The sequence below is a fragment of the Stenotrophomonas maltophilia genome, assembly GCF_023518235.1.
GTDB lineage: Bacteria > Pseudomonadota > Gammaproteobacteria > Xanthomonadales > Xanthomonadaceae > Stenotrophomonas.
Genome location: NZ_CP090423.1, coordinates 4,427,292 through 4,447,814 on the forward strand (window position 1 = coordinate 4,427,292; position 20,523 = coordinate 4,447,814).

The 20,523-nt window shown below is 68.4% G+C and carries 15 protein-coding genes; 5 read left to right on the forward strand and 10 right to left on the reverse strand.

Features of this window, described 5'->3' with window-relative positions:
• Positions 1-5 precede the first annotated feature (5 nt).
• Entirely contained in the window at positions 6-944 is a 939-nt protein-coding gene (locus LZ605_RS20610; RefSeq protein ID WP_249843136.1) for an alpha/beta hydrolase, read from the forward strand.
• Between the two features lie 47 nt (positions 945-991).
• Here the strand turns inward: LZ605_RS20610 and LZ605_RS20615 are convergent, their stop codons facing one another.
• Positions 992-1,414 carry a response regulator gene (locus LZ605_RS20615; protein ID WP_057496965.1) on the reverse strand — a complete coding sequence of 141 codons (423 nt, stop codon included), beginning with the start codon at positions 1,412-1,414 and terminating at the stop codon, positions 992-994.
• Positions 1,415-1,506: 92 nt separating this feature from the next.
• Entirely contained in the window at positions 1,507-2,274 is a 768-nt protein-coding gene (locus LZ605_RS20620; RefSeq protein WP_249843137.1) for a CPBP family glutamic-type intramembrane protease, read from the reverse strand.
• 150 nt (positions 2,275-2,424) lie between these two features.
• Here LZ605_RS20620 and LZ605_RS20625 point away from each other — a divergent pair, with 150 nt between their 5' ends.
• The gene (locus LZ605_RS20625) at positions 2,425-2,742 is read left to right on the forward strand and encodes a zf-TFIIB domain-containing protein (RefSeq protein ID WP_249843138.1); all 318 of its coding nucleotides are present in this window, start codon (positions 2,425-2,427) and stop codon (positions 2,740-2,742) included.
• Between the two features lie 46 nt (positions 2,743-2,788).
• Here the strand turns inward: LZ605_RS20625 and LZ605_RS20630 are convergent, their stop codons facing one another.
• The 6 genes from LZ605_RS20630 to LZ605_RS20655 all read right to left on the reverse strand — a co-directional run bounded on the left by LZ605_RS20630 (position 2,789) and on the right by LZ605_RS20655 (position 9,720).
• A complete protein-coding gene (locus LZ605_RS20630; protein WP_249843139.1) occupies positions 2,789-3,301 on the reverse strand; it encodes a GNAT family N-acetyltransferase in 513 nt (170 codons plus the stop codon).
• An 81-nt stretch (positions 3,302-3,382) separates the two neighbouring features.
• Positions 3,383-4,393: a copper resistance protein B gene (locus LZ605_RS20635; RefSeq protein WP_249843140.1), complete on the reverse strand. Its 1,011-nt coding sequence runs from the start codon at positions 4,391-4,393 to the stop codon at positions 3,383-3,385.
• On the reverse strand, positions 4,390-6,189 hold the full coding sequence (locus LZ605_RS20640; protein ID WP_249843141.1) for a copper resistance system multicopper oxidase: 1,800 nt from the start codon (positions 6,187-6,189) through the stop codon (positions 4,390-4,392). The genes LZ605_RS20635 and LZ605_RS20640 overlap by 4 nt, the downstream gene beginning before the upstream one ends.
• Before the next feature lie 75 nt (positions 6,190-6,264).
• Entirely contained in the window at positions 6,265-6,648 is a 384-nt protein-coding gene (locus tag LZ605_RS20645) for a CopL family metal-binding regulatory protein (protein ID WP_249843142.1), read from the reverse strand.
• A gap of 170 nt (positions 6,649-6,818) precedes the next feature.
• The gene (gene recQ / locus LZ605_RS20650; protein ID WP_249843143.1) at positions 6,819-8,624 is read right to left on the reverse strand and encodes a DNA helicase RecQ; all 1,806 of its coding nucleotides are present in this window, start codon (positions 8,622-8,624) and stop codon (positions 6,819-6,821) included.
• A gap of 547 nt (positions 8,625-9,171) precedes the next feature.
• Positions 9,172-9,720, reverse strand: coding sequence for a Dps family protein (locus LZ605_RS20655; protein WP_006439098.1), 549 nt, complete (start codon positions 9,718-9,720; stop codon positions 9,172-9,174).
• Between the two features lie 86 nt (positions 9,721-9,806).
• On the opposite strand from LZ605_RS20655, the gene hrpA reads away from it, so the two are divergent.
• The gene (gene hrpA / locus LZ605_RS20660; RefSeq protein ID WP_249843144.1) at positions 9,807-13,889 is read left to right on the forward strand and encodes an ATP-dependent RNA helicase HrpA; all 4,083 of its coding nucleotides are present in this window, start codon (positions 9,807-9,809) and stop codon (positions 13,887-13,889) included.
• Between the two features lie 53 nt (positions 13,890-13,942).
• On the opposite strand, the gene LZ605_RS20665 is transcribed toward hrpA, so the two are convergent.
• On the reverse strand, positions 13,943-14,467 hold the full coding sequence (locus LZ605_RS20665) for a hypothetical protein (protein WP_249843145.1): 525 nt from the start codon (positions 14,465-14,467) through the stop codon (positions 13,943-13,945).
• A gap of 130 nt (positions 14,468-14,597) precedes the next feature.
• Here LZ605_RS20665 and LZ605_RS20670 point away from each other — a divergent pair, with 130 nt between their 5' ends.
• Both LZ605_RS20670 and LZ605_RS20675 read left to right on the forward strand, forming a co-directional pair.
• On the forward strand, positions 14,598-16,754 hold the full coding sequence (locus tag LZ605_RS20670) for a RelA/SpoT family protein (RefSeq protein ID WP_249843146.1): 2,157 nt from the start codon (positions 14,598-14,600) through the stop codon (positions 16,752-16,754).
• A gap of 30 nt (positions 16,755-16,784) precedes the next feature.
• Positions 16,785-18,350 carry a hypothetical protein gene (locus tag LZ605_RS20675; RefSeq protein ID WP_249843147.1) on the forward strand — a complete coding sequence of 522 codons (1,566 nt, stop codon included), beginning with the start codon at positions 16,785-16,787 and terminating at the stop codon, positions 18,348-18,350.
• Here LZ605_RS20675 and LZ605_RS20680 read toward each other — a convergent pair.
• Positions 18,347-20,446 carry a glycosyltransferase gene (locus tag LZ605_RS20680; protein ID WP_249843148.1) on the reverse strand — a complete coding sequence of 700 codons (2,100 nt, stop codon included), beginning with the start codon at positions 20,444-20,446 and terminating at the stop codon, positions 18,347-18,349. The genes LZ605_RS20675 and LZ605_RS20680 overlap by 4 nt on opposite strands.
• Positions 20,447-20,523: the final 77 nt, after the last annotated feature.

The following is a 20,523-nucleotide window of genomic DNA, read 5'->3' on the forward strand; positions in this document are numbered from 1 at the left end:
TGTGGATGCAGCGTGTGCGTGGATGGAGTGTGGCGGCCTGCCTGGCCGTGAGTGGCTGTGCGATGTCGGTGGCGCCACCGGCAGCGCAGAGTGAAGCGAAGGAGCGCCCGGCTGCTGCTGTGTCGGGCGTGGTGCTGCCGGATACCGAAGCGCTGCGCGTGCACGATCCGGTCGGCCGCGATTACCCGGTCTGGGTGGCGCTGCCGGCCGACTACGCCGCACATCCGGAAAAGCACTATCCGGTGCTGTACGTAACCGATGCGCTGTACAGCTTCCCGCTGGTGCGCAGCGTGCGCAACCTGGTGGGCCAGAAGGGCGTGAACCTGGAGGATTTCATCCTGGTCGGGCTGCCGCCACAGGAGGGCCTGACGTCCAAGCAGAGCCGCTCGCGCGATTACACGCCCAGCGACCCGGCGCGTACCGATCCGCGTGACTACAGCGATGACGTCAGCTACGGCGGCGCGGCGCACTACCGCGATTTCCTCGCCGAGCAGGTGCTGCCGATGATCGATGCGCGCTACCGCACCGATCCGGCGCGGCGTGCCTATGCGGGTCATTCCTATGGTGGCCTGTTTGGTGCCTATGTGCTGACCACGCGCCCGGACATGTTCCGCACCTACATCCTGTCCAGTCCGTCGCTATGGTTCGACGACCATCGGGTGCCGCGCATGCAGGCCGAGGCCAAGGCGCCGGCGCAGCCGATTACGGTGGTGCTGTCAGTGGGCAGCTTTGAAACGGTCAAGCCCGAACCGCGTTACTTCACCCGCAACGACATGCTGCGCCACAACGCCGAATTCGCCGAGCAGCTGCGCAGCAGTGGGCGATCGTTGAAGGTGGAGAACATGGTGATCGATGACGAGGATCACTTCACGGTCTACCCGGACATGATCACCCGCGCGCTGCTGAAGGTGTTTCCGGGTACCGGGCCGTACAGCAGCGGTTGATCGTGGGTGCCATCCACGCCATGCGTGGATGCGCGTGGATGAAGGCCTCAGGCCGCCTGTGCGTCCGGCCCGGTCAACACGCCCACATCGGCGTGCCGGAAGCACAGCCGGATGGCATCGAGCAGTTCGCTCATGTTGTACGGCTTGGGCAGGAAATGGATGCCATCGCGCAGCTGCGGCAGTACCTGATGCTGGTCCATGCCCGAGGTCACCAGGATCGGCAGGTGCGGGTACAGCCCGCGCACCTGGTTGGCAGCTTCAATACCGCTGATCGCGCCCAGATTGACATCGGTGAACAGCAGGTCGAAACGCTCACCGGCCGCCAGCAGGCCCAGTGCCGCTTCGGCCGAGCTCACGCCCACCACGTGGCAGGCCTGGCTTTCCAGCGCAAGACGGCTCAGCTCGCGGGTTTCCTCGGCGTCCTCGATCAGCAGGACGCGGGGTTCAACGTGGCGCTTGGACAGCAACATGACGCTACAGCTCCGGAAAGCAGCAATGAAAAGGCGCGCAAGTATGCGCAAGCCGGGGGTGATCCCGGCGTGCACGCCAGGCTAAGTGCGCGTTACAGCGGGCGCGGGCGCCGGCGGCGTACCTGCCAGGCCAGCACCGCCACTGCCAGCAGCGCGGTGCCGATGCGCAGGCTGGTGGCCTGCCAGCCGAGCGCGACGGCGTCATCCAGGCTGAACACATTCCACGCCAGGTTCATCGATACGTGCAGCACCAGGCCGCACCACAGGGTGTCGCCGTCCAGATGGTCGAGCCAGGCGAAGATGAAGCCGCCCAGTGCGATGACCGCGCCGACGAACAGGGCAGTGCCGCCGCCGTCGAAGCCACCGAAGCCGAGCCAGTGCACCCAGCCGAACAGCAGCGCCTGCGGCAGCGCAAGCAGGGCCCACGGGCCGCGCATGAGCTTCACCAGCAGCACGAAGCCAAGGCCGCGGAACAGCACTTCCTCGGCCAGCGGGAACAGCACTGTGAGCATCGCCGCATCGAGGGCGGTCAGTGCGGTGTTGGGCGTACCGAGCAGCGCCAGGCCCAGCCAGCACGGCAGGCTGGCCAGCAACACCCACAACGGGCCGCGCCAGCCGTTGCTGCGCAGCCCCAAGCTGGCCATCAGGCCCACCCCACGCGGGCGCAGCAGTGCGGCCAGCAGCAGCGCCAGCAGCACGGCCAGTGCGTTGTCGAGCAGGCTGCCGCCGTAGGGCATGGGCAAGGCGGGAATCGGCGCACCTGCGGCCGCAGCGACATCACGCAGATTCAGGCCCAAGCCGACGCCGAGCAGCACCAGCAGCAGGCGCGCGGCGCTGGGCAGGCGGGACAGGACGGTCATGCACGCACTCCCTGCGGAACCAGCGTGCAGTGTGGAAGGCGGCCGGGGACGCTCGCACGCGCCGGAAGTCCCTGTGCCATCGGTCATGTGTTGCCGCACAGTCATCCGTGGGCAGGTAGAGTCGTTGCCAGACCTTCAGGAGCCCTGCCCATGCTGTGCCCCGTGTGCAAGACCCAGACCCTGCAGATGGCCGAGCGCCATGGCATCGAGATTGATTACTGCCCGAGCTGCCGAGGTGTGTGGCTGGATCGTGGCGAGCTGGACAAGATCATCGAGCGCGCCACCGAGGGCGCCGCCGCCGTACCGCCGCCCGCGCCGGTGCAGCCGCAGCAGGTACCACCGCCGGTGATGCACCGTGATACCCGTCATCTGGGCCAGCGCTACGAGGACAACCGTGGCCAGCAGTACGGCCATGGGTACAAGAAAAAGAAGAAGGACAGCTTCCTGTCGGAGCTGTTTGATTTCTAGGGGCGTAGCTTCTGTAGAGTCGAGCTTGCTCGACTCTACGGCGCGGTCACGGGCGGCGCAGGATGAATTCCCGGTCGTGGGTGTCGCCGACGATGAAGTCGTACTCGCCCACCTTGCTGCAGCCATAGCGCGCGTAGAAGCGCTGCGCACCGAAGTTCTCTTCCCACACGCCCACCCATAGGGTGCGGCGCTGCGGCTGGTCCAGCCAGTCCATGAACGCCTGCATCAGGCGCGCGCCGTGGCCGCCGTTCTGATAGTCGGCCAGGATGTAGAAGCGCTTCAGTTCGATGTCGCCCTCGCGGGCTTCGGCATGCGGCAGGGTGTTGGCACCGGCGGCCAGGTAGCCGACCACGTTGTCGCCGTCCAACAGCAGCCAGATCGCACTGCGCGGGTCGGACAGTTCGGCGCGCTGCGGTTCGCGGCTGTAGTGCGCCTGCAGGAAATCGTGCAGTTCCTGCGGCGGATACGAGTCGCCCCAGGTTTCGTTGTAGGTGGCGATGGCGGTGGCCGACAACGCGTCGACGTCGGCAAGGGTGGCGCGGCGGATAAGCAGCGACATGGCGGGGCCTGCAATGGAACGAGGCGCAGTGTAGCCGGCCCCGGCGTTTGCCGGGGCTGGCGGTTGCTCACGATCCGCTGCTCAGAACCACATGCGCACGCCGGCCACCCAGCGCGTGTCGCGCGCGTGGTCACCGGCGTAGTCGGCGGTGTCGCCAAACGTGCGCTCGTGGCTGATGCCGATGTACGGGGCGAAGCGGCGGCTGAACTCATAGCGCAGGCGCAGCCCGGCTTCGACCTTGTTCAGGCCGCGGCCGATGCCGTACTCCGGTTCATCCTTGGCTGCTACCGTCGCTTCGAGCAGCGGCTGCAGGATCAGCCGGTTGGTCAGCAGCACGTCGTACTCGACTTCGGCCTTGGCCAGCACCTGGCCACCGGAGCCCATGTACAGCGTGGCCGAGCTCTCGAATTTGTACGGCGCCAGGCCCTGGATGCCGATCGCCGCCCAGGTGCGCGAGTCGGCGGGGCGGAAGTCCTGGCGCACGCCGACCAGCACGTCCCACCACGGCGACACGCTACGGCCGTACAGGGCCTCCAGCGATGAAGACTCGGTGCGGCCACGGCTGCGTTCGCCATCGGTGCGCAGCCACAGGCGGTTGATGTTGCCGCCGATCCAGCCGGTAGCTTCCCAGGCCTGGCCGTTGCTGCTTTTGCCATCCCAGTGTTCGAGGCGGTCGATCAGCAGCAGGCTGTTGATCTCCGGCGCGTGCTCCATCGCGCCATGCGCGATCGGCGGGAAGGCGGCGGCGCGGTCGGCATCGGTGGGCACCGGGATCGGCTCGCGCGGCTCGGTCGGCGCGGGTGCGCCGTGACCCATGGCGGCGTGGTCCATCGTTGAATGATCCATCGCGGAATGATCCATCGTCGCCGGCTGTATCGCGCCGTGGTCCATCTTGGAGTGATCCATGGTCGAGTGGTCCATCTTCGAATGATCCATCTTCGAATGATCGACCGGTTCGGCCGGCGTCGTCGCAGTCTTCGCCGGCGCGTCCATCGTGCCCATGTCATGCCCGGCATGCGATTGCGCGAACACCGGCAGTGCGGTGGCCAGGCCCAGCGCCAGCAGGCTGGGGGAAAGCAGTGAGCGGCTCATTCTTCGATCCTCACTTCGCGCATCATGCCCGCTTCCATGTGGTACAGCAGATGGCAGTGGTAGGCCCAGCGGCCGAGTGCATCGGCGCGCACGCGGTAGCTGCGGCGGGTGCCCGGCGGCATGTCGATGGTGTGCTTGCGGACCTGGAACTCACCTTGTGCGTTTTCCAGGTCGCTCCACACGCCGTGCAGGTGGATCGGGTGCTGCATCATGGTGTCGTTGACCAGCACGATGCGCATGCGCTCGCCGTAGTTCAGCCGTAGCGGCTCGGCGCTGGCGAACGGAATGCCGTCGAATGACCAGGAGAATTTCTCCATGTGACCGGTCAGGTGCAACTCGACTTCGCGGCTGGGCTCACGGCCATCCGGGTCTTCGAACAGGCTGCGCATCGCGCCATAGGTCAGCACCTGGCGGCCGTTGTCACGCAGGCCGATGCCGGGGTCGTCCAGTTTCGGTTCGGTGGCCGCGCTCTGCATGTCCACCAGCGGGTTGTTGCGCTCGCTGGCCGGGTGTTTCGGTGCCTTGCTGGCGGTAATGCCGCCGCCATGCGCGCTGTGGTCCATGCTGCCGTGGTCCATGCCCATCATCGCGGACATGTCGTGCCCCGCATGTCCGCCGCCCATGTCATGCCCCATGTCGCTCATCGTCAGCAACGGGCGCGGGTCGCGCGCAGGAATCGGAGCCTGCAGCCCGTGGCGTACCGCCAGCGTGCCGGCGGCAAAGCCGGTGCGGCCCATGTCCTGGCAGAAGATGGTGAACGCGTCCTGCCCGGTCGGTTCCACCAGTACATCGTAGGTTTCGGCCGGGGCGATGCGGAACTCGTCGATGCTGACCGGATGGATGTACTGGCCGTCGGCGGCGACCACGGTCATCTTCAGGCCGGGAATACGCACGTCGAAGTAGGTCATCGAGGCGCCGTTGATGAAGCGCAGCAGCACCTTCTCGCCGCTGCGGAACAGCCCGGTCCAGTTGCCGGCCGGCGCGGTGCCGTTCATCAGGTAGGTGTAGGTGTGCGCATTGATGTCGGAGATATCGGTGGGCGTCATCCGCATCCGGCCCCACATGCCACGGTCGGACAGCGCGGCCGACCAGCCGTCGCGCTTCACGTCACGCAGGAAGTCGGGCAGGGTGCGCTTGTAGTAGTTGTCGTGCTCGGCGAGTTTCTTCATGCGCCGGAACAGCGCGCCCGGATCCATGTCGGTCCAGTCGGACAGCATGATCACGTGCTCGCGGTCGTGGTGGTACGGCGCCGGTTCGGCCGGGTCGATGATCAGCGCGCCGTACAGGCCGGCCTGCTCCTGGAACATCGAATGGCTGTGGTACCAGTAGGTGCCCGACTGCTTGAGATCGAAGTGGTAGTGGTAGGTCTCGCCGGGGCCGATGCCGTTGAAACTCAGGCCGGGCACGCCGTCCATGTTGGCCGGCAGCAGGATACCGTGCCAGTGGATCGAGGTCGGGTGGCGGTCCAGCGTGTTGCGCACGAACAGATCCACCGTCTGGCCTTCACGCCAGCGCAGGATCGGCGCGGGCAGCGAGCCGTTGACGGTGATCGCCGGACGGGTGCGGCCGGTGAAGTTGGCCAGCGATTCGCCGATGGCCAGTTCCAGACGGGTATCACTGAGCACGGCCGGGGCGCCGGCCAGGCGTGGGGTGGCTGTGGCCGCGGCAAGCGCGCGCTGCGGCACGCCGACGGCGGCGATGCCGGCAACCACGCCACCGGCCGCCAGGCCCTGTACGAACAGGCGGCGCGACGGCATGGGCAGGGCGCCCGGGCCGGGGGGATTACGGGTATTCATGAGGATGACTCCAGACACGGAAAGACGCCGGCAGGTCGCCGGCTCCGGTGCGCAGTGCGCACAGTGCGTGGGAAATCAGCCGATGGGAGGGCGTGAGATGGGCGGCAGTGGCGGCGCCGGGCGGCCAGTGGCCGGCATCGGCTGCGGTGCCAGCGACAGGCCCGGACCGGCCAGGTACGGCAACGGCTGCACCACCAGCAACGGATGCTGCGCGCAGCTGCGCACGCAGTCCTTGATCTGGCAGTGGGCGTCGTGGGCCTGGGCCTTGGCCTGCGGCGCTTCCTCGGCCTGCATGCTGGCGTGGTGGTGGCAGTCGGCGTCGCCGCCGTCCACGGCGGCCGCGACGGCGTGAGCCATCCGCCCCATGTCCTCGTGTCCACGGGCCATGGCCGCGTTCAGCCCGTTGAGCAACAGGCTGAGCATGAGCACGACGCGGAGCAGGGTCGAGGCGAGGGACATGGCGTCAATTTAGCCGCAAGCGGGCCTGGATGCACTTCCGGCTGAATGGCGTGTTCAAGGTTGGACCCGCACCAGTGTAGAGCCGAGCCTACGCTCGGCTGCCGTTCCCGCAGAAGCAGCCGAGCGTGGGCTCGGCTCTACAGGGGTACCAGCGCACGGTTGGCCCGGCGCTACCCTTCCTCGCGCACGATCTCCACCAGGCGCGGGCCGTAGCGGCTCAGCTTGGTGCCGCCGATGCCACCGACCCGGGCCAGTTCGTCCAGGCTGGTCGGGCGCTGTTCGGCGATGTTGCGCAGGGTGCTGTCGTGGAAGATCACGAAGGCCGGGACGTTCTGCTCGCGTGCCAGCTCGGCGCGCAGGCCGCGCAGGGCGTTGAACAGGGCCAGGTCCTGCGGCAGCACCGACAGGCCGGTGCGCTGCGCACTGCGCTCGCGCCCGGTGCTGCTGCTGGCCGGATCGCGGCGCATGCTGATCTGCCGGCGGCCGGTGAGCACGGCGCGGCTGGCATCGGTCAGACGCAGGCCACCGTGGCCCTCGCTGTCCACTTCCAGCAGGCTGGCAGCGACCAGCTGGCGGAACACGCTGCGCCAGGTGCGTGCATCCAGGTCGCGGCCGATGGCATAGGTACTCAGCTTGTCGTGGCCCTGCTGTTTGATCTTCTCGTTCTCGCTGCCGCGCAGGATGTCGATCAGGTGGCCGACGCCGAAGCGCTGGCCACTGCGGTAGACGCAGCTCAGCGCCTTCTGCGCCGCAATGGTGGCATCCCACGAAGCCGGCGGGGTCAGGCAGTTGTCGCAGTTGCCGCAGGGCTGGGGATAGGTTTCGCCGAAGCCGGCCAGCAGCACCTGGCGACGGCACTGCATGGATTCGCAGTAGCCCAGCAGGTGGTCGAGCTTGGCCCGCTCCAGCTGCTTGCGTTCTTCGCCGGCCTCGGACTGCTCGATCATCTGCTTGAGCAGCACCACATCGCCCAGGCCGTAGCACAGCCAGGCTTCGGCGGCTTCGCCATCACGGCCGGCGCGGCCGGTCTCCTGGTAGTAGCCTTCCATCGACTTGGGCAGGTCGGTATGCGCGACGAAGCGCACGTCCGGCTTGTCGATGCCCATGCCGAAGGCGATGGTGGCGCACATCACGATGCCGTCCTCGCGCAGGAAGCGGCGCTGGTTGTTGGCGCGCACTTCCGGTGGCAGGCCGGCATGGTAGGGCAGGGCGTTGAAGCCCTGGCCGCACAGGAACTCGGCGGTTTCCTCCACCTTGCGCCGCGACATGCAGTAGACGATGCCGGCCTCGCCCCGGTGGCCGCGCAGGAAGTCGGTCAGCTGCTTGCGCGCGTTGTCCTTCTGCACCACGGTGTAGCGGATGTTGGGCCGGTCGAAGGAACTGACGAAGTGACGCGCGTCCTGCAGGTCCAGCCGCTCGGCGATCTCGCGCTGGGTCGGCGGGTCGGCGGTGGCGGTCAGTGCGATCCGCGGGATCTGCGGCCAGCGCTCGTGCAGCACCGTCAGCTGGCGGTACTCGGGGCGGAAATCGTGGCCCCATTGCGACACGCAGTGCGCTTCGTCGATGGCGAACAGGGCGATGTGGCTGCGCGACAGCAGCGACAGGAAGCGACCGGTCAGCAGCCGCTCGGGCGCGACATAGAGCATGTCCAGCTCGCCGGCGAGCAGTTCACGCTCGACGCGTCCGGCGGTCTCGGCATCCAGCGTCGAGTTCAGGTACTCGGCACGCACGCCGAGCTGGCGCAGGGCCTCGACCTGGTCCTGCATCAAGGCGATCAGTGGCGAGATGACAATGCCGCAACCGTCACGCAGCAGGGCCGGCACCTGGTAGCACAGTGACTTGCCGCCGCCGGTGGGCATCAGCACCAGGGCATCGTGACCGGCAGCCACATGCTCCACGATGTCCTGCTGCGGACCACGGAAATCGTCGTATCCAAAGACGCGTTGGAGCAGGTCGTGCGCGGGACGGGAAGCCATCCGGCTAGTTTACCCCGGCGGGGGTGTCTCGGCAGGGCTGCGCCCTGCACCCGCCGAATCAACGGCAACGTCAACGTCAAAAGCGGGCTATCCGTGGGTTGGCGGGGCGGTGTCGGAGTGCGGGGACGCCGTGAACCCATCCCTGGGGGCTTGGCAGCCGCATCCATGCGGCTGACACCCCGCATTCCGACACCGCCCCGCCTCTGACAGATTCCTTGTGCTGTTGGTGGGTGTCGACCTTGGTCGACACATCTGTCAGATATCGACAAACGAAATGGGGTCGGATCCGTTTTCCTGCGGAAAACGGATCCGACCCCAGCGGCGTTGCTGGCAGATCGCAGAGGTCTGTCAAGGGCGGGGTGGGTCCGGTTGCGGGAGTGTCAGCCGCATGGATGCGGCTGCCAAGCCCCCAAAGACGGGTTTACGGCGTCTCCCGCAACCGGACCCACCCCGCCAACCCACAGGAAACCAGCTCTTGCTCTGGCCGTTGCTGTTGCTTCGGCCTCTGCGGGTGCAGGGCGCAGCCTTGCCGAACCACCCCCAACCCTTACTGGAGCAGGGAACGCAGCATCCAGGCGTACTTCTCGTGGGTCTGCAGGCGCTGGGTCATCAGATCCTCGGTCGGGGCGTCGTCGCCCTTGGCGGCCACGTCCAGCACTTCACGGGCCGTACGGCAGACCGCTTCGTTGGCGACCACCAACTGGCGTACCATTTCACGCCAGTCCGCACTGTCGGTCAGGCCCGGTTCCTCGGCAATCGAGGTCAGCGCAGCGAATTCCCGGTAGGAGCCCGGGGCATTGAAGCCCAGCGCGCGGATGCGCTCGGCCACGTCGTCCAGTGCCGCCCACTGCTCGGTGTACTGCGTTTCGAACATGGTGTGCAGCGAGTTGAACATTGACCCGGTCACGTTCCAGTGGAAGTTGTGCGTCTTCAGGTAGAGCGTGAACGCATCGGCCTGGAAGCGCGACAGACCGTCGGCGATCTTCTTGCGGTCGCCCTGGGTGATCCCGATATCGATGTTCGGCGCCGACGGTGCCGCCGCTGCAAGCTTCTGCTTGCCGGTCTTGGCCTTGGTCGTGCTCTTGGTCTTCGCCATGGGGTTCCTCCTTGTGGAATCGTTGGCCTTCACAATAAACCGGTCGTGATGACTGGTCGCTTTCAAAGTTTTGAACGAACCGATTGATGAACTCTATCGATAAAAATCCATCGCCCCGCCTGCGCCAACAGCGCGCCGCCATCGACGGCGCCATGAGCCGCGACCGGGGCCGTTTGCTGGGAATGCTCTCGCGGTGCCAGGCCAAGCCACAGGATGCGGCGCTGGCTGCCACCTTCGAGCAGGCCTTGCAGGCGTCGGTGCAGCGCCGGCAGGCGCGGGCGCAGCAGCAGCCGTCCATTACTCTGGACCCGCAGCTGCCGATTGCGCGTGAAGCCGACGCGATCATCGCGCTGATCCGCGACCACCAGGTGGTGGTGATTGCCGGTGAAACCGGCTCGGGCAAGACCACCCAGCTGCCGAAACTGTGCCTGGCCGCCGGCCGTGGCCAGGCCGGCATGATCGGCTGCACCCAGCCGCGACGGATTGCCGCACGAGCGGTGGCCAGCCGCGTGGCACAGGAACTGCACAGCGAGCTGGGTCAGCTGGTGGGCTACCAGGTGCGCTTCAACGACAAGGTCAGCGAAGACAGCCGCATCAAGTTCATGACCGACGGCATCCTGCTGGCGGAGATCGCCAGCGACCGCTGGCTGTCGAGCTACGACACGATCATCGTCGACGAGGCGCACGAACGCAGCCTCAACATCGACTTCCTGCTGGGTTACCTGAAGCAGCTGCTGCGCAAGCGCCCGGACCTGAAGCTGATCGTCACCTCGGCCACCATCGACACCGAACGATTTGCCCAGCATTTCGACAATGCACCGGTGATCAGCGTCGAAGGCCGCACCTTCCCGGTGGAGGTGCGTTACCGCGCGCTGGAAGGCGAGGGCGAGCAGGAGGGCGAGCGTACGGTGAACGATGCCATCGTGTCGGCCATCGATGAAATCACCCGCCTGGACGCGCGTGGTGATGTACTGATCTTCCTGCCCGGTGAGCGTGAGATCCGCGATGCGCACCAGTCGCTGGAGCGCCGCAAGTACCGCAACACCGAGGTGCTGCCGCTGTACGCGCGGTTGTCCAACCAGGACCAGGACCGGGTGTTCAATCCGGGCCCGAACCGGCGCATCGTGCTGGCCACCAACGTGGCCGAAACCTCGCTGACGGTGCCGCGCATCCGCTATGTGGTTGATCCGGGTTTTGCCCGCGTCAAGCGCTACAGCCCGCGCAACAAGCTGGACCGCCTGCACATCGAACCGATCTCGCAGGCCAGCGCCAACCAGCGCAAGGGCCGCTGCGGCCGTATTGCCGAAGGCATCTGCTACCGCCTGTACGCCGAAGCTGATTTCCAGGCGCGGCCGGAATTCACCGATCCGGAAATCCGCCGCTCCAGCCTGGCCGGGGTGATCCTGCGCATGCTGCAGCTGGGCCTGGGCCGCATCGAGGACTTCCCGTTCCTGGAGGCGCCGGATGAGCGCGCGGTGGCCGATGGCTGGCAGCAGTTGACCGAACTGGGCGCGATCGATGCCGAGCGGCGCATGACCGCCATCGGCAAGCAGATGGCACGCCTGCCGGTGGACGTGAAACTGGCGCGCATGCTGGTGGCTGCACAGGCCGCCGGCTGCCTGCGGCCGATGCTGGTGATCGCCTCGTTCCTGGGTATCCAGGACCCGCGCGAACGCCCGCCCGAGGCGCGCGGTGCGGCCGACAGCGCGCATGCGCAGTTCGCCGATGGTCGCTCTGAATTCGTGGGTGTGCTGCGCCTGTGGGAGGGGTATCGCACCGCCCACGAAGACCTGACCCAATCGAAGCTGCGTGACTGGTGCGGTCGTCATTTCCTGGGTTTCCTGCGCATGCGCGAATGGCGCGAGCTGCACCGCCAGCTGCGCCTGCTGTGCGAGGAGCTGGGCTGGAAGGAGGAAACCAGCGAGGCCTCAATGGCGCCGTTGCTGGCCGGCAGCAGTGCGCCGGCCGTGGCGCGCGATGACGCGGCCGCAGTGAAGGCCACCCGTGGCCAGCTGCACCGCGCTGCGCGCCTGGCCCGCGAAGGCAAGGCCGAGGCCGCGCCGGCGCCGCTGGCCGTGCGTGCACAGAAGGAACAGGCGCCCGCCGGCGGCGGTTTCAGCGAGCGCGTGCGCGCTGCCGCCTACCAGACGCTGCACCGGGCGCTGGTGGCGGGCCTGCCCACGCAGATCGGCCACCGCACCGAGAAGGGTGATTTCCAGGCACCACGCCAGCGCCGCTTCCTGCCGTTCCCGGGTTCGGCGCTGTCCAAGCGGCCGCCGCCGTGGCTGCTGGCGGCCAATCTGCTGGATACGCAGAAAGTGTGGGGCATGACCCTGGCCGCGATCGAGCCGGACTGGGTGATTGCCGAACTGCCGCACCTGCTGCTGCGCAAACACTTCGATCCGCACTGGTCGCGCGCGCAGGGCCAGGTGCTGGCGTCGGAGCAGATCAGCCTGTTCGGGCTGGTGCTGGCACCGAAGAAGCCGGTGCACTACGGCCGCATCGAACCGGTGGAGGCCCACGACATCTTCGTGCGCCAGGCCCTGGTAACCGGCGAGATCAACACCCGCGCCAGCTTCGTGGCCGATAACCAGAAGGTGCTGGAGGTCGCACGCGAGGAAGAAGCCAAGCTGCGCCGGGCCGGCATCGTCGCCGATGACAACTGGCAGGCCCGCTGGTACCTGGACCGGGTGCCGCCGCAGATCCATTCGGCCGCAGGCCTGGATACGTGGTGGAAGGCACTGGCACCGGAACAGCGCAAGGCCCTGCACTGGAGCCTGGCCGATCTGCTGCCCGGCGAGGGCAGCGAGCAGGAGCGCTACCCGAAGTACCTGCCGCTGGGCCAGGCGCGGTTGCCACTGCACTACCGTTTCGAGCCGGGCGCGGACGACGATGGCGTGACCCTGGATGTGCCGCTGCACCTGCTCAACGCGTTGGACCCGGTGCAGCTGGGCTGGCTCGCGCCGGGCTTCGTGGCCGACAAGGCCTCGGCCCTGATCCGCAGCCTGCCCAAGGCGATGCGCCGCAACTACGTGCCGGCGCCGGACTTCGCGCGAGCCTTCTTCGAAGCGTTCCCGCAGCCCAGCGCCGATGCCATCACCGGCGAACTGGCGCGCTTCCTGTCACGGGCCACCGGCGCCACTGTGGCGGCCACCGACTTCGAGCCGGAGTCGATCGAACCGCACCTGCACATGAACCTGCGCCTGCGCGACGAACAGGGCAAGGTGCTGGCGACCTCGCGCGACCTCGATGCCCTGCGCGCGAAGTTCGGTGGCCGTGCCGGCGATGCCTTCGCCGCACGTGCCGGGCGCGAGATGGCGGCCGATGGGCTGCGCAGCTTCCCGGCCACGCCGATTCCGTTGCAGGTGCCTGGCGAGGCGGGCGTGCCGGCCTATCCGGCCTTGCTGGACGAGGGCGACAGCGTGGCGCTGCGCATCTTCGCCGACCGCCAGCAGGCGCAGGAGGCTCATCCATTGGGCGTGCGCCGCCTGATGGAAATCGCGCTGGCCGAGAAGGTCAAGCAGGCGCGCAAGCAGTTGCCGGTCGGCGCCAAGACCGGCCTGTTGTACGCGGCGATCGAATCGCAGGAGCGCCTGCGCGGTGACCTGGTCGATGCGGCCATGAACGCCGTGCTGGCCGAGGGGCTGGAAGACATCCGCGAGGCGACTGCCTTCGAGCAGCGTCGCGAGCATGCCGCCAAGGCCCTGTTCGGCGAGGCGATGTCGCGGCTGAAGCTGGCCGAGAGCATCCTGGCGCTGGTGGCCGAACTCAAGCCGATGCTGGAAGCGCCGTTGATGGGCTGGGCGCGCGGCAACCTGGACGACATGGAAGCGCAGCTGGCCGGGTTGATCCACCCCGGCTTCCTGCGTGACACCCCGGCCGACGCGTTGGCGCAGTACCCACGCTATCTGAAGGCGATGATCCTGCGCACCGAACGCGCCAAGCGTGACCCGCCGCGCGACCAGGCGCGCATGCTGGAACTGCATCCGTTCCTGGAGGCGCTGGCCGCCGGCGAACAACAGGGGTTGCGCGAGCGGCCGCAGTGGCAGGCGCTGCGCTGGGACCTGGAAGAACTGCGCGTTTCGCTGTTCGCCCAGGAGCTGGGTGCGCGTACCGGCATCTCGGCGAAGAAACTGGCGCAGCGGGTGGCGGCACTGCGCCAGGCGTGATTCCGGGGTAGTAGCGCCGGGCCCATGCCCGGCGCTACCGGAAAGCGGTGGCGTTACTTGGCGCGGCGCACCTTCGGCTGCACGTTCACGCCGTCCACTTTCATGTACCACACGCCGATCAGGCCCGGGCGCATGCTCACCTTCGGCGCCTGCCTGGCGCTGCCGGAGAACTGGGTGGCGTCCATCTGCTCCCATTCCTGCCCGTTCTGCAGCACGTAGCGACGGCCCTTGGCGAAGCCGCGGAACTCGCCCTGCAGTGTGCTTTCGATCGGCTCGTCGCTGCCGAAGTCGAAGAAGCCGCGGTTCTTCTTGATCACTTCCTGGCGGCCTTCCTCGCGTGCGGTGGCGACGGCCTGGGTCGTGGCGGCCTGCACCTTGCCCTGCAGCCAGCGGTTGAGCGAGGCCAGTTCGGCGGCACTGAGCTTGTCCAGGCCGGCGGCCTGGAACTCGGCCGGCGACATCTGCTGCTGCAGGTCGCCTTCCACCGTGCGCTGGGCCAGTGCCGGTGCGGACAGGGACAGCAGCACGGCGGCACAGGCCAGCAGCCGTGGGCGGACGCGCGGGGCAATCGAAGGCATGGCGGGTCTCTCCTGGGTGTGTTGGCGAGTGTAGCGGCATGTCTTCATGCCGGGTGATGGTGGCCGCGGTGATTGTCCCTGAACGGCGCCGGCGCTAGTGTAGGGGTCTCTGTCTTGCCTGCTCGATGCTGTGAACCGCGCTTCCGTCCCCGGCCTGGATGCCTTGTTGAACCGTCCCTCGGCAGCGGTGCTGCCTGCTCCGCTGCGCCAGGCCCTGCGCGAGCACTGGGAAGCGCCGGAATGCGACCCGCAGATGCGTGCCAGCTGGTCGGTGCTGGGTGACACCCTCGATGCGCTGGCGATGCTGTCGGCCGACGAAGGCGCGGTGGTGGCCGCCCTGTTGTTCGATCTGCCCGGCCTGCGCGCCAGCCTGGAACAGTTGCCGCTGGGCGCACACAAGGCCGCCGTGGTGGGCCTGCTCGATGGCCAGGATGCGGCAGATCCGGTGTGGGCGCTGCACGCCGGGCGCGAAGCGGGACGCAACAGCGAAGGCCTGCGCCGGCTGTTGCTGGCGATCATCCGCGACCTGCGCGTGGTGCCGATCCTGCTGGCCCGGCAGCTGGCGCGCATGCGTGCGGCCGACAAGCTGGACGAGGAACAGCGCCGGGCGCTGGCCCAGCTCACCCGCGACATCCACGCGCCACTGGCCAACCGGCTGGGCATCTGGCAGCTGAAGTGGGAACTGGAAGACCTGGCCTTCCGCCATCTGGAGCCGGAGACCTACCGGCGCATCGCGCGCGAGGTGGACGAAACCCGTATCGCCCGAGAGCGCTACGTCGAGAACGTCAAGAGGGTGCTGTCGCGCGAGCTGGTCGCACAGGGCATCAAGGCCGAAGTCAGTGGCCGCCCGAAGCACATCTACAGCATCTGGCGGAAGATGCAGAAGAAGCGGCTGGCCTTCGACCAGCTGTATGACATCCGCGCGGTGCGGGTGATGGTGGACGACGTTGCGTCCTGCTATGCCGCGCTGGGCGTGGTGCATGCGCTGTGGGCGCCGGTGCCGAGCGAGTTCGACGACTACATCGCGCGGCCCAAGGCCAATGATTACCGTTCGCTGCATACCGCCGTGGTCGGCCCGGAAGGGCGCACCATCGAAGTGCAGATCCGCACTCATGAGATGCACTCGCAGGCCGAGCTGGGCGTGGCCGCGCACTGGAAGTACAAGGAAGGCGGCAAGGGCGCGGAGAAGGCCTTCGATCGCAAGATCACCTGGATGCGCCAGCTGCTGGAGCAGGCCCAGGACGGGCAGGGCAACGAACTGGCCGGCGCGCTCGATGCCGAGCTGACCGAAGACCGCGTCTATGCGCTGAGCCCGAAGGATGAGGTGCTGGATCTGCCGCAGGGCGCCACCCCGCTCGATTTCGCCTACCAGGTGCACACCATGGTCGGCCATCGTTGCCGCGGGGCCAAGGTCAATGGCCGCATCGTGCCGCTGACCTATCGCCTGCGCAGCGGTGACCGCGTGGAGATCCTGACCGGCAAGGAGGCTGACCCGCGCCGCGACTGGCTGATGCCGGCGCTGGGCTTTCTGGCCAGCAACCGCTCGCGTGAGAAGGTACGCAGCTGGTTCCACAAGCTGGACCGCGCGCGAAACGTGCAGGCCGGGCGCGAGCTGCTGGAACGCGAACTCAAGCGGTTGGGGCTGCAGCACTCGGACCTGGCGTTGGCGGCGAAGAAATTCCATGCCGACAGCGTCGATGATCTGTACATCCAGGTGGCGCTGGGCGATACCGGCCCCAACCAGGTCAGCCGGGCGCTGCTGGAAGCAGAGCGTGCGGCCAGCCAACCGGCGCCCGCACCGACCCTGCCGCGTCCGACCGCGCGCCGCGAGAGCCTGGGCAAGTCCAAGTTCACCGTGCAGGGCGTGGGCAATCTGCTGGTGCAGCTGGCGCGCTGCTGCCAGCCGGTGGCCGGCGAACCGATCGTCGGCTACCTGACCCGTAGCCGGGGTGTCACCGTGCACCGTGCAGACTGTGCCGCGCTGGCCCGCCTGGCGGCCACCAGCCCGCAGCGCATCCTGCCGGTGGAGTGGGGTCAGGCCGGCGGTGGCTACGAGGTGGACGTGGTGGTCGATGCGGTCGACCGCCGCTGGCTGCTGAAGGACATCACCAACCTGATCGCCCAGGAAGACGCCTATGTGCTCGATATCCACAGCGACAACGTGCGCAACAGCGGCCGGGCCCATCTGCGGCTGCGCCTGAAGGTGAGCGACTACGGCCAGTTGTCGACCTTGCTGGGCAAGCTGGACGCGCTGCCGGGCGTGAGCGAGGCGCGTCGCCTCGGCTGAGCTTCACGCTGCCCCGGCTACCCTGCACGCATGGAACGCGAGCCTCCGCATCGCCCGCATGGCGCTGAACATCCGGCGCTGGACCGCGTCCGCCGCGAAGGCCGTTGGTGGTGGCTGCAGGCACGCCATGCGCGCCGGGTCTGGCGCTGGGCGCTGGTCGCGGCGCTGGCGGTGTTCGTGTTGCTGGTGCTGCTGCGTGGACCGCTGGCCGACTGGTTCTGGGATGAGCCACAGATTGAACAGCTGCTGGCCGAGGGTGACCGTGCGCTGGCCGCAGGGCGCCTGAGCGAGGCGGATGGCAGTGGTGCGCGCGAGCGCTACCAGGCCGCACTGGCGCTTGATGGTGACCGCCTGCAGGCACGCCAGGGCCTGGCGCGTACCGGTGCGGCGGCGCTGCAGCAGGCGCGTGACCGGCTGCTGCGCGACGACCTGGAAGGCAGCGCGCAGGCGCTGGCGTTGGCCCGCGAACTGCAGGTTCCGCAGGCAGAGGGCGACGACGTGGCGCGCCAGCTGCAGGCGCGGCGCAGTGCAGGCGTGGGTATCGGCGCATTGCTGGCGCAGGCGCGCAACGCCTTCGCGGCGGGCCGGCTGGATGACGGCGACAGCAGTGCGCTGCCCTTGTTCCAGCGCATCCTGGCCCTGCAACCGGACAACCTGCCGGCCCTGGAAGGGCGCGAGGACGCACTGAGCGATCTGCTGCAGCAGGCGCGCGCGCGTGCTGCGCGTGGGGCGCTGGCCGAGTCGGCGGCGATGCTGCTGCGCGCACGCCAGTTCGATGCCGGGCATGCCGATCTGCCGGCCAGCCAGGAAGCGCTGGCACGAGCCGTGGACCAGCGGCTGCAGCAGGCACATCGCGCACTGCGGCGGCAGCAGCTGGACGCCGCGGCCGAGGGGTTCCTGGCCGTGCTGGCGGCGGCACCGGACGATGCCAACGCCCAGCGCGGCCGCGAGCAGACGCTGCAGGCGGTGTTGGCGCGCAGCCAGACGCTGGCCAATGACTTCCAGTTCGAGGCCGCGCAGCGCGATGCGGCGTTGGCGGCGGCACTGGGTGCGTCCACGGCGGCACAGCAGCAGCTGGCGCAGCGACTGTCGCGCGCGCAGCAGGCCCAACACGCATTGCAGCAGCCCCGCCTGGGCACTGCGCAGCGCGAGCGCCAGCTGCGCGACCACCTGCGCAGGATCGAGCGCGCCGAGGCCGCCGGTCAGTGGATCAGTCCTCCCGGCCACAGTGCGTTCGACGCGCTGCGCGAGGCGCAGTCGCTGGCGCCGCGGGACGCACGGGTGAAGGCCGCCGCCGCGCGGTTGCTGCCCGCCAGCCGCCGCTGCTACGACGACAACCTGCGGCAGAACCGCGTGCAGGCGGCGGGGGCCTGCCTGCAGGCCTGGCAGACCTTGTCGCCGACCGCCTCCGGTCTGCCCTCCGCGCGCCTGCGGCTGGCCCAGCGCTGGCTGGCAATCGGCAGCGAGCGGCTGGGCAGTGGCGATGTGGCGTTCGCGACCCACGCCGCCGAACAGGCCCGCCAGCTGCAACCGGACCTGGCCGAACTGCCCGCGTTCGAAGACCGCCTGCGCCGCGCCGGTGCACGCGCCGATTAGGCGAAGAACACCCGCTGTACGGTCGCCCGGGCCGCATCGAGCGAGAAATGCTCGGCCACGTTGGCCAAGCCGGCATCGGACAGCTGCTGCCACAGCTGCGGGTCCTGGTACAGGCGCACCACCGCCTCGGCGAAGCCGGCGGCATCGTCGGCCACCAGAACATCCTGGCCAGGATGCAGGTGCATGCCTTCGACCGCGCAGGTGGTGCCCACCACCGGTTGGCCGTGGGCCATGCTCAGATTGATCTTGCCCTTTACGCCGGCACCGAAACGCAGCGGCGCGATGGCGATGCGCGCGCCGTCCATGTAAGGCGTGATGTCCTCGACGAACCCGTGCATCTGCACGCCCGGCTGGCGCTCGGCCAGCGCCCGCAATGCCTCCGGTGCGGCTGCGCCGATGCAGTGCAGGCGTACCTCCGGCAGGCGCTCGCGGATGCGCCCGAACACCTCGCCGATGAACCAGGTCATGCCATCCAGGTTCGGCGGGTGGCGGAAACCGCCGACAAAGACCAGGTCGTGGCGCTGGTTGTAAGGCGCGCCGGCGCCGGCCACTTCGTGCAGGTTGGAGATCAGTTCCACGCGCACGCCGGGCGCATCGGCCTGCAGCTGCTCACGCTCGGCGGCGCTGACCAGTACGGTGATGTCGCACTGCTCCATGACCGCAAGCTCGCTGCTGCGCGTGCGCTCGGCCGCACGCAGCAGGGTGGCATCGCCGGCGACTTCGGCGCCACGGCGTTCGCGCAGGTAATGCAGGTCGACGGTATCGAACACGGTGCGCGCCTGCGGGGCGTAACGCTTGAGCAGCGGCAGGCACTCGTGGGCCACGTGATGGCGCACCAGCAGGGCCACATCAAAGCGCGCGCCGTGATTGCGCAGCCAGCCGGCCACACCGTCCAGGAAGGGGGCGTACCACACCTCCACGCCCATCCGCTGCAGCGCTTCGGTGGCGGCACCGGCGTGCTCGCGCCGGGTCGGCACGAACACCACATGGGCACCGCCCTGCAGCAGCAGGCGGATCAGATTGACCTGGCGCAGCGAGCCGGAATCGCGGTCCGGCTGCGGGATTTCTTCGTCCAGGATCAGTACCTGGCGGCGGCCCCGCAGCAGCAGTGCCGGCGAAGGCACTTCACCGACCGCCGGATGGCGGGCCAGTTCGGCCGCCCACTTGGCCGCGAAGATGGCCTGGTTGCGCACCTGGTAGGCCTTTACCCCGCTGCCGGTGTCGGTGCCATTGCTGGTGCCTTCGTCGTGGATCACCCGGCTGGCCGGCTGCACCAGCACCCGCAGGCCCTGTGTGCGCACGCTGAAGGCCAGATCGGTGTCTTCGTAGTAGGCCGGCCGGTAGCGGGTATCGAGGCCGCCCAGCTGTTGCCAGAGTGCACGCGGCAGCATCACGGCGGCACCGGAGCAGTAATCGACGTCGCGCAGGCTGGCAAAGCGCGGGTCGTCGGCGGCCTCGAAGCGCCCGTAGCTCCAGCCGCTGCCGTCGGCGAAGATCACCCCGCCCGACTCCTGCAGGCGGCCGTCCGGGTACAGCAGCTGGCTGCCGACCAGACCGGCGTCGGGCACGCTGCCGAAGGTGTCCAGCAGGGCATCCAGCCAGCCCGGCTGCGGCACCGTATCGTTGTTGAGCAGCACCACATAGCGGCCGCGTGCGCGCGACACACCGTCGTTGCAGGCGTCGATGAAGCCGCCGTTGTGCGTGCGCACCTCGTAGCGCAGCCCGGTCACCTGCGGCATCCAGTGCGTGGTGGCATCGCTGCTGCCGTCATCCACGACCAGGATCTCGCACGCGGCGGCCGGCGGATGCGCCGCCAGCGCGCGCAGGCAGGCCAGGGTGTGCTCGACGTGGTTGTAGACCGGGATGATGATGCTCACCATCGGTGTTTGGCTGAACGGCACCGCGAACGGCGCGAACGCCTGGGCCGGTGGCAGGTACAGCGGCGTGCGCGGGGCGGGGACGGCGCGCTGGGTATGGACGCGGATGCGTTGCCAGGTCGCCCGCCAGCCACGGGTGCGCAGGCTGGCCAGACTGCGCCGGGCCAGGCCGCTCAGGCGGTTGATCAGGTATCGGATCTCGGCCAGGGACATCGCCATCCGGTTGCAACTCCAGCTTAAGCAGGGGAATCGGCGGGAATCCGCCAGCCGCAGTGGCTGGGGTAGACTCGCCAGAC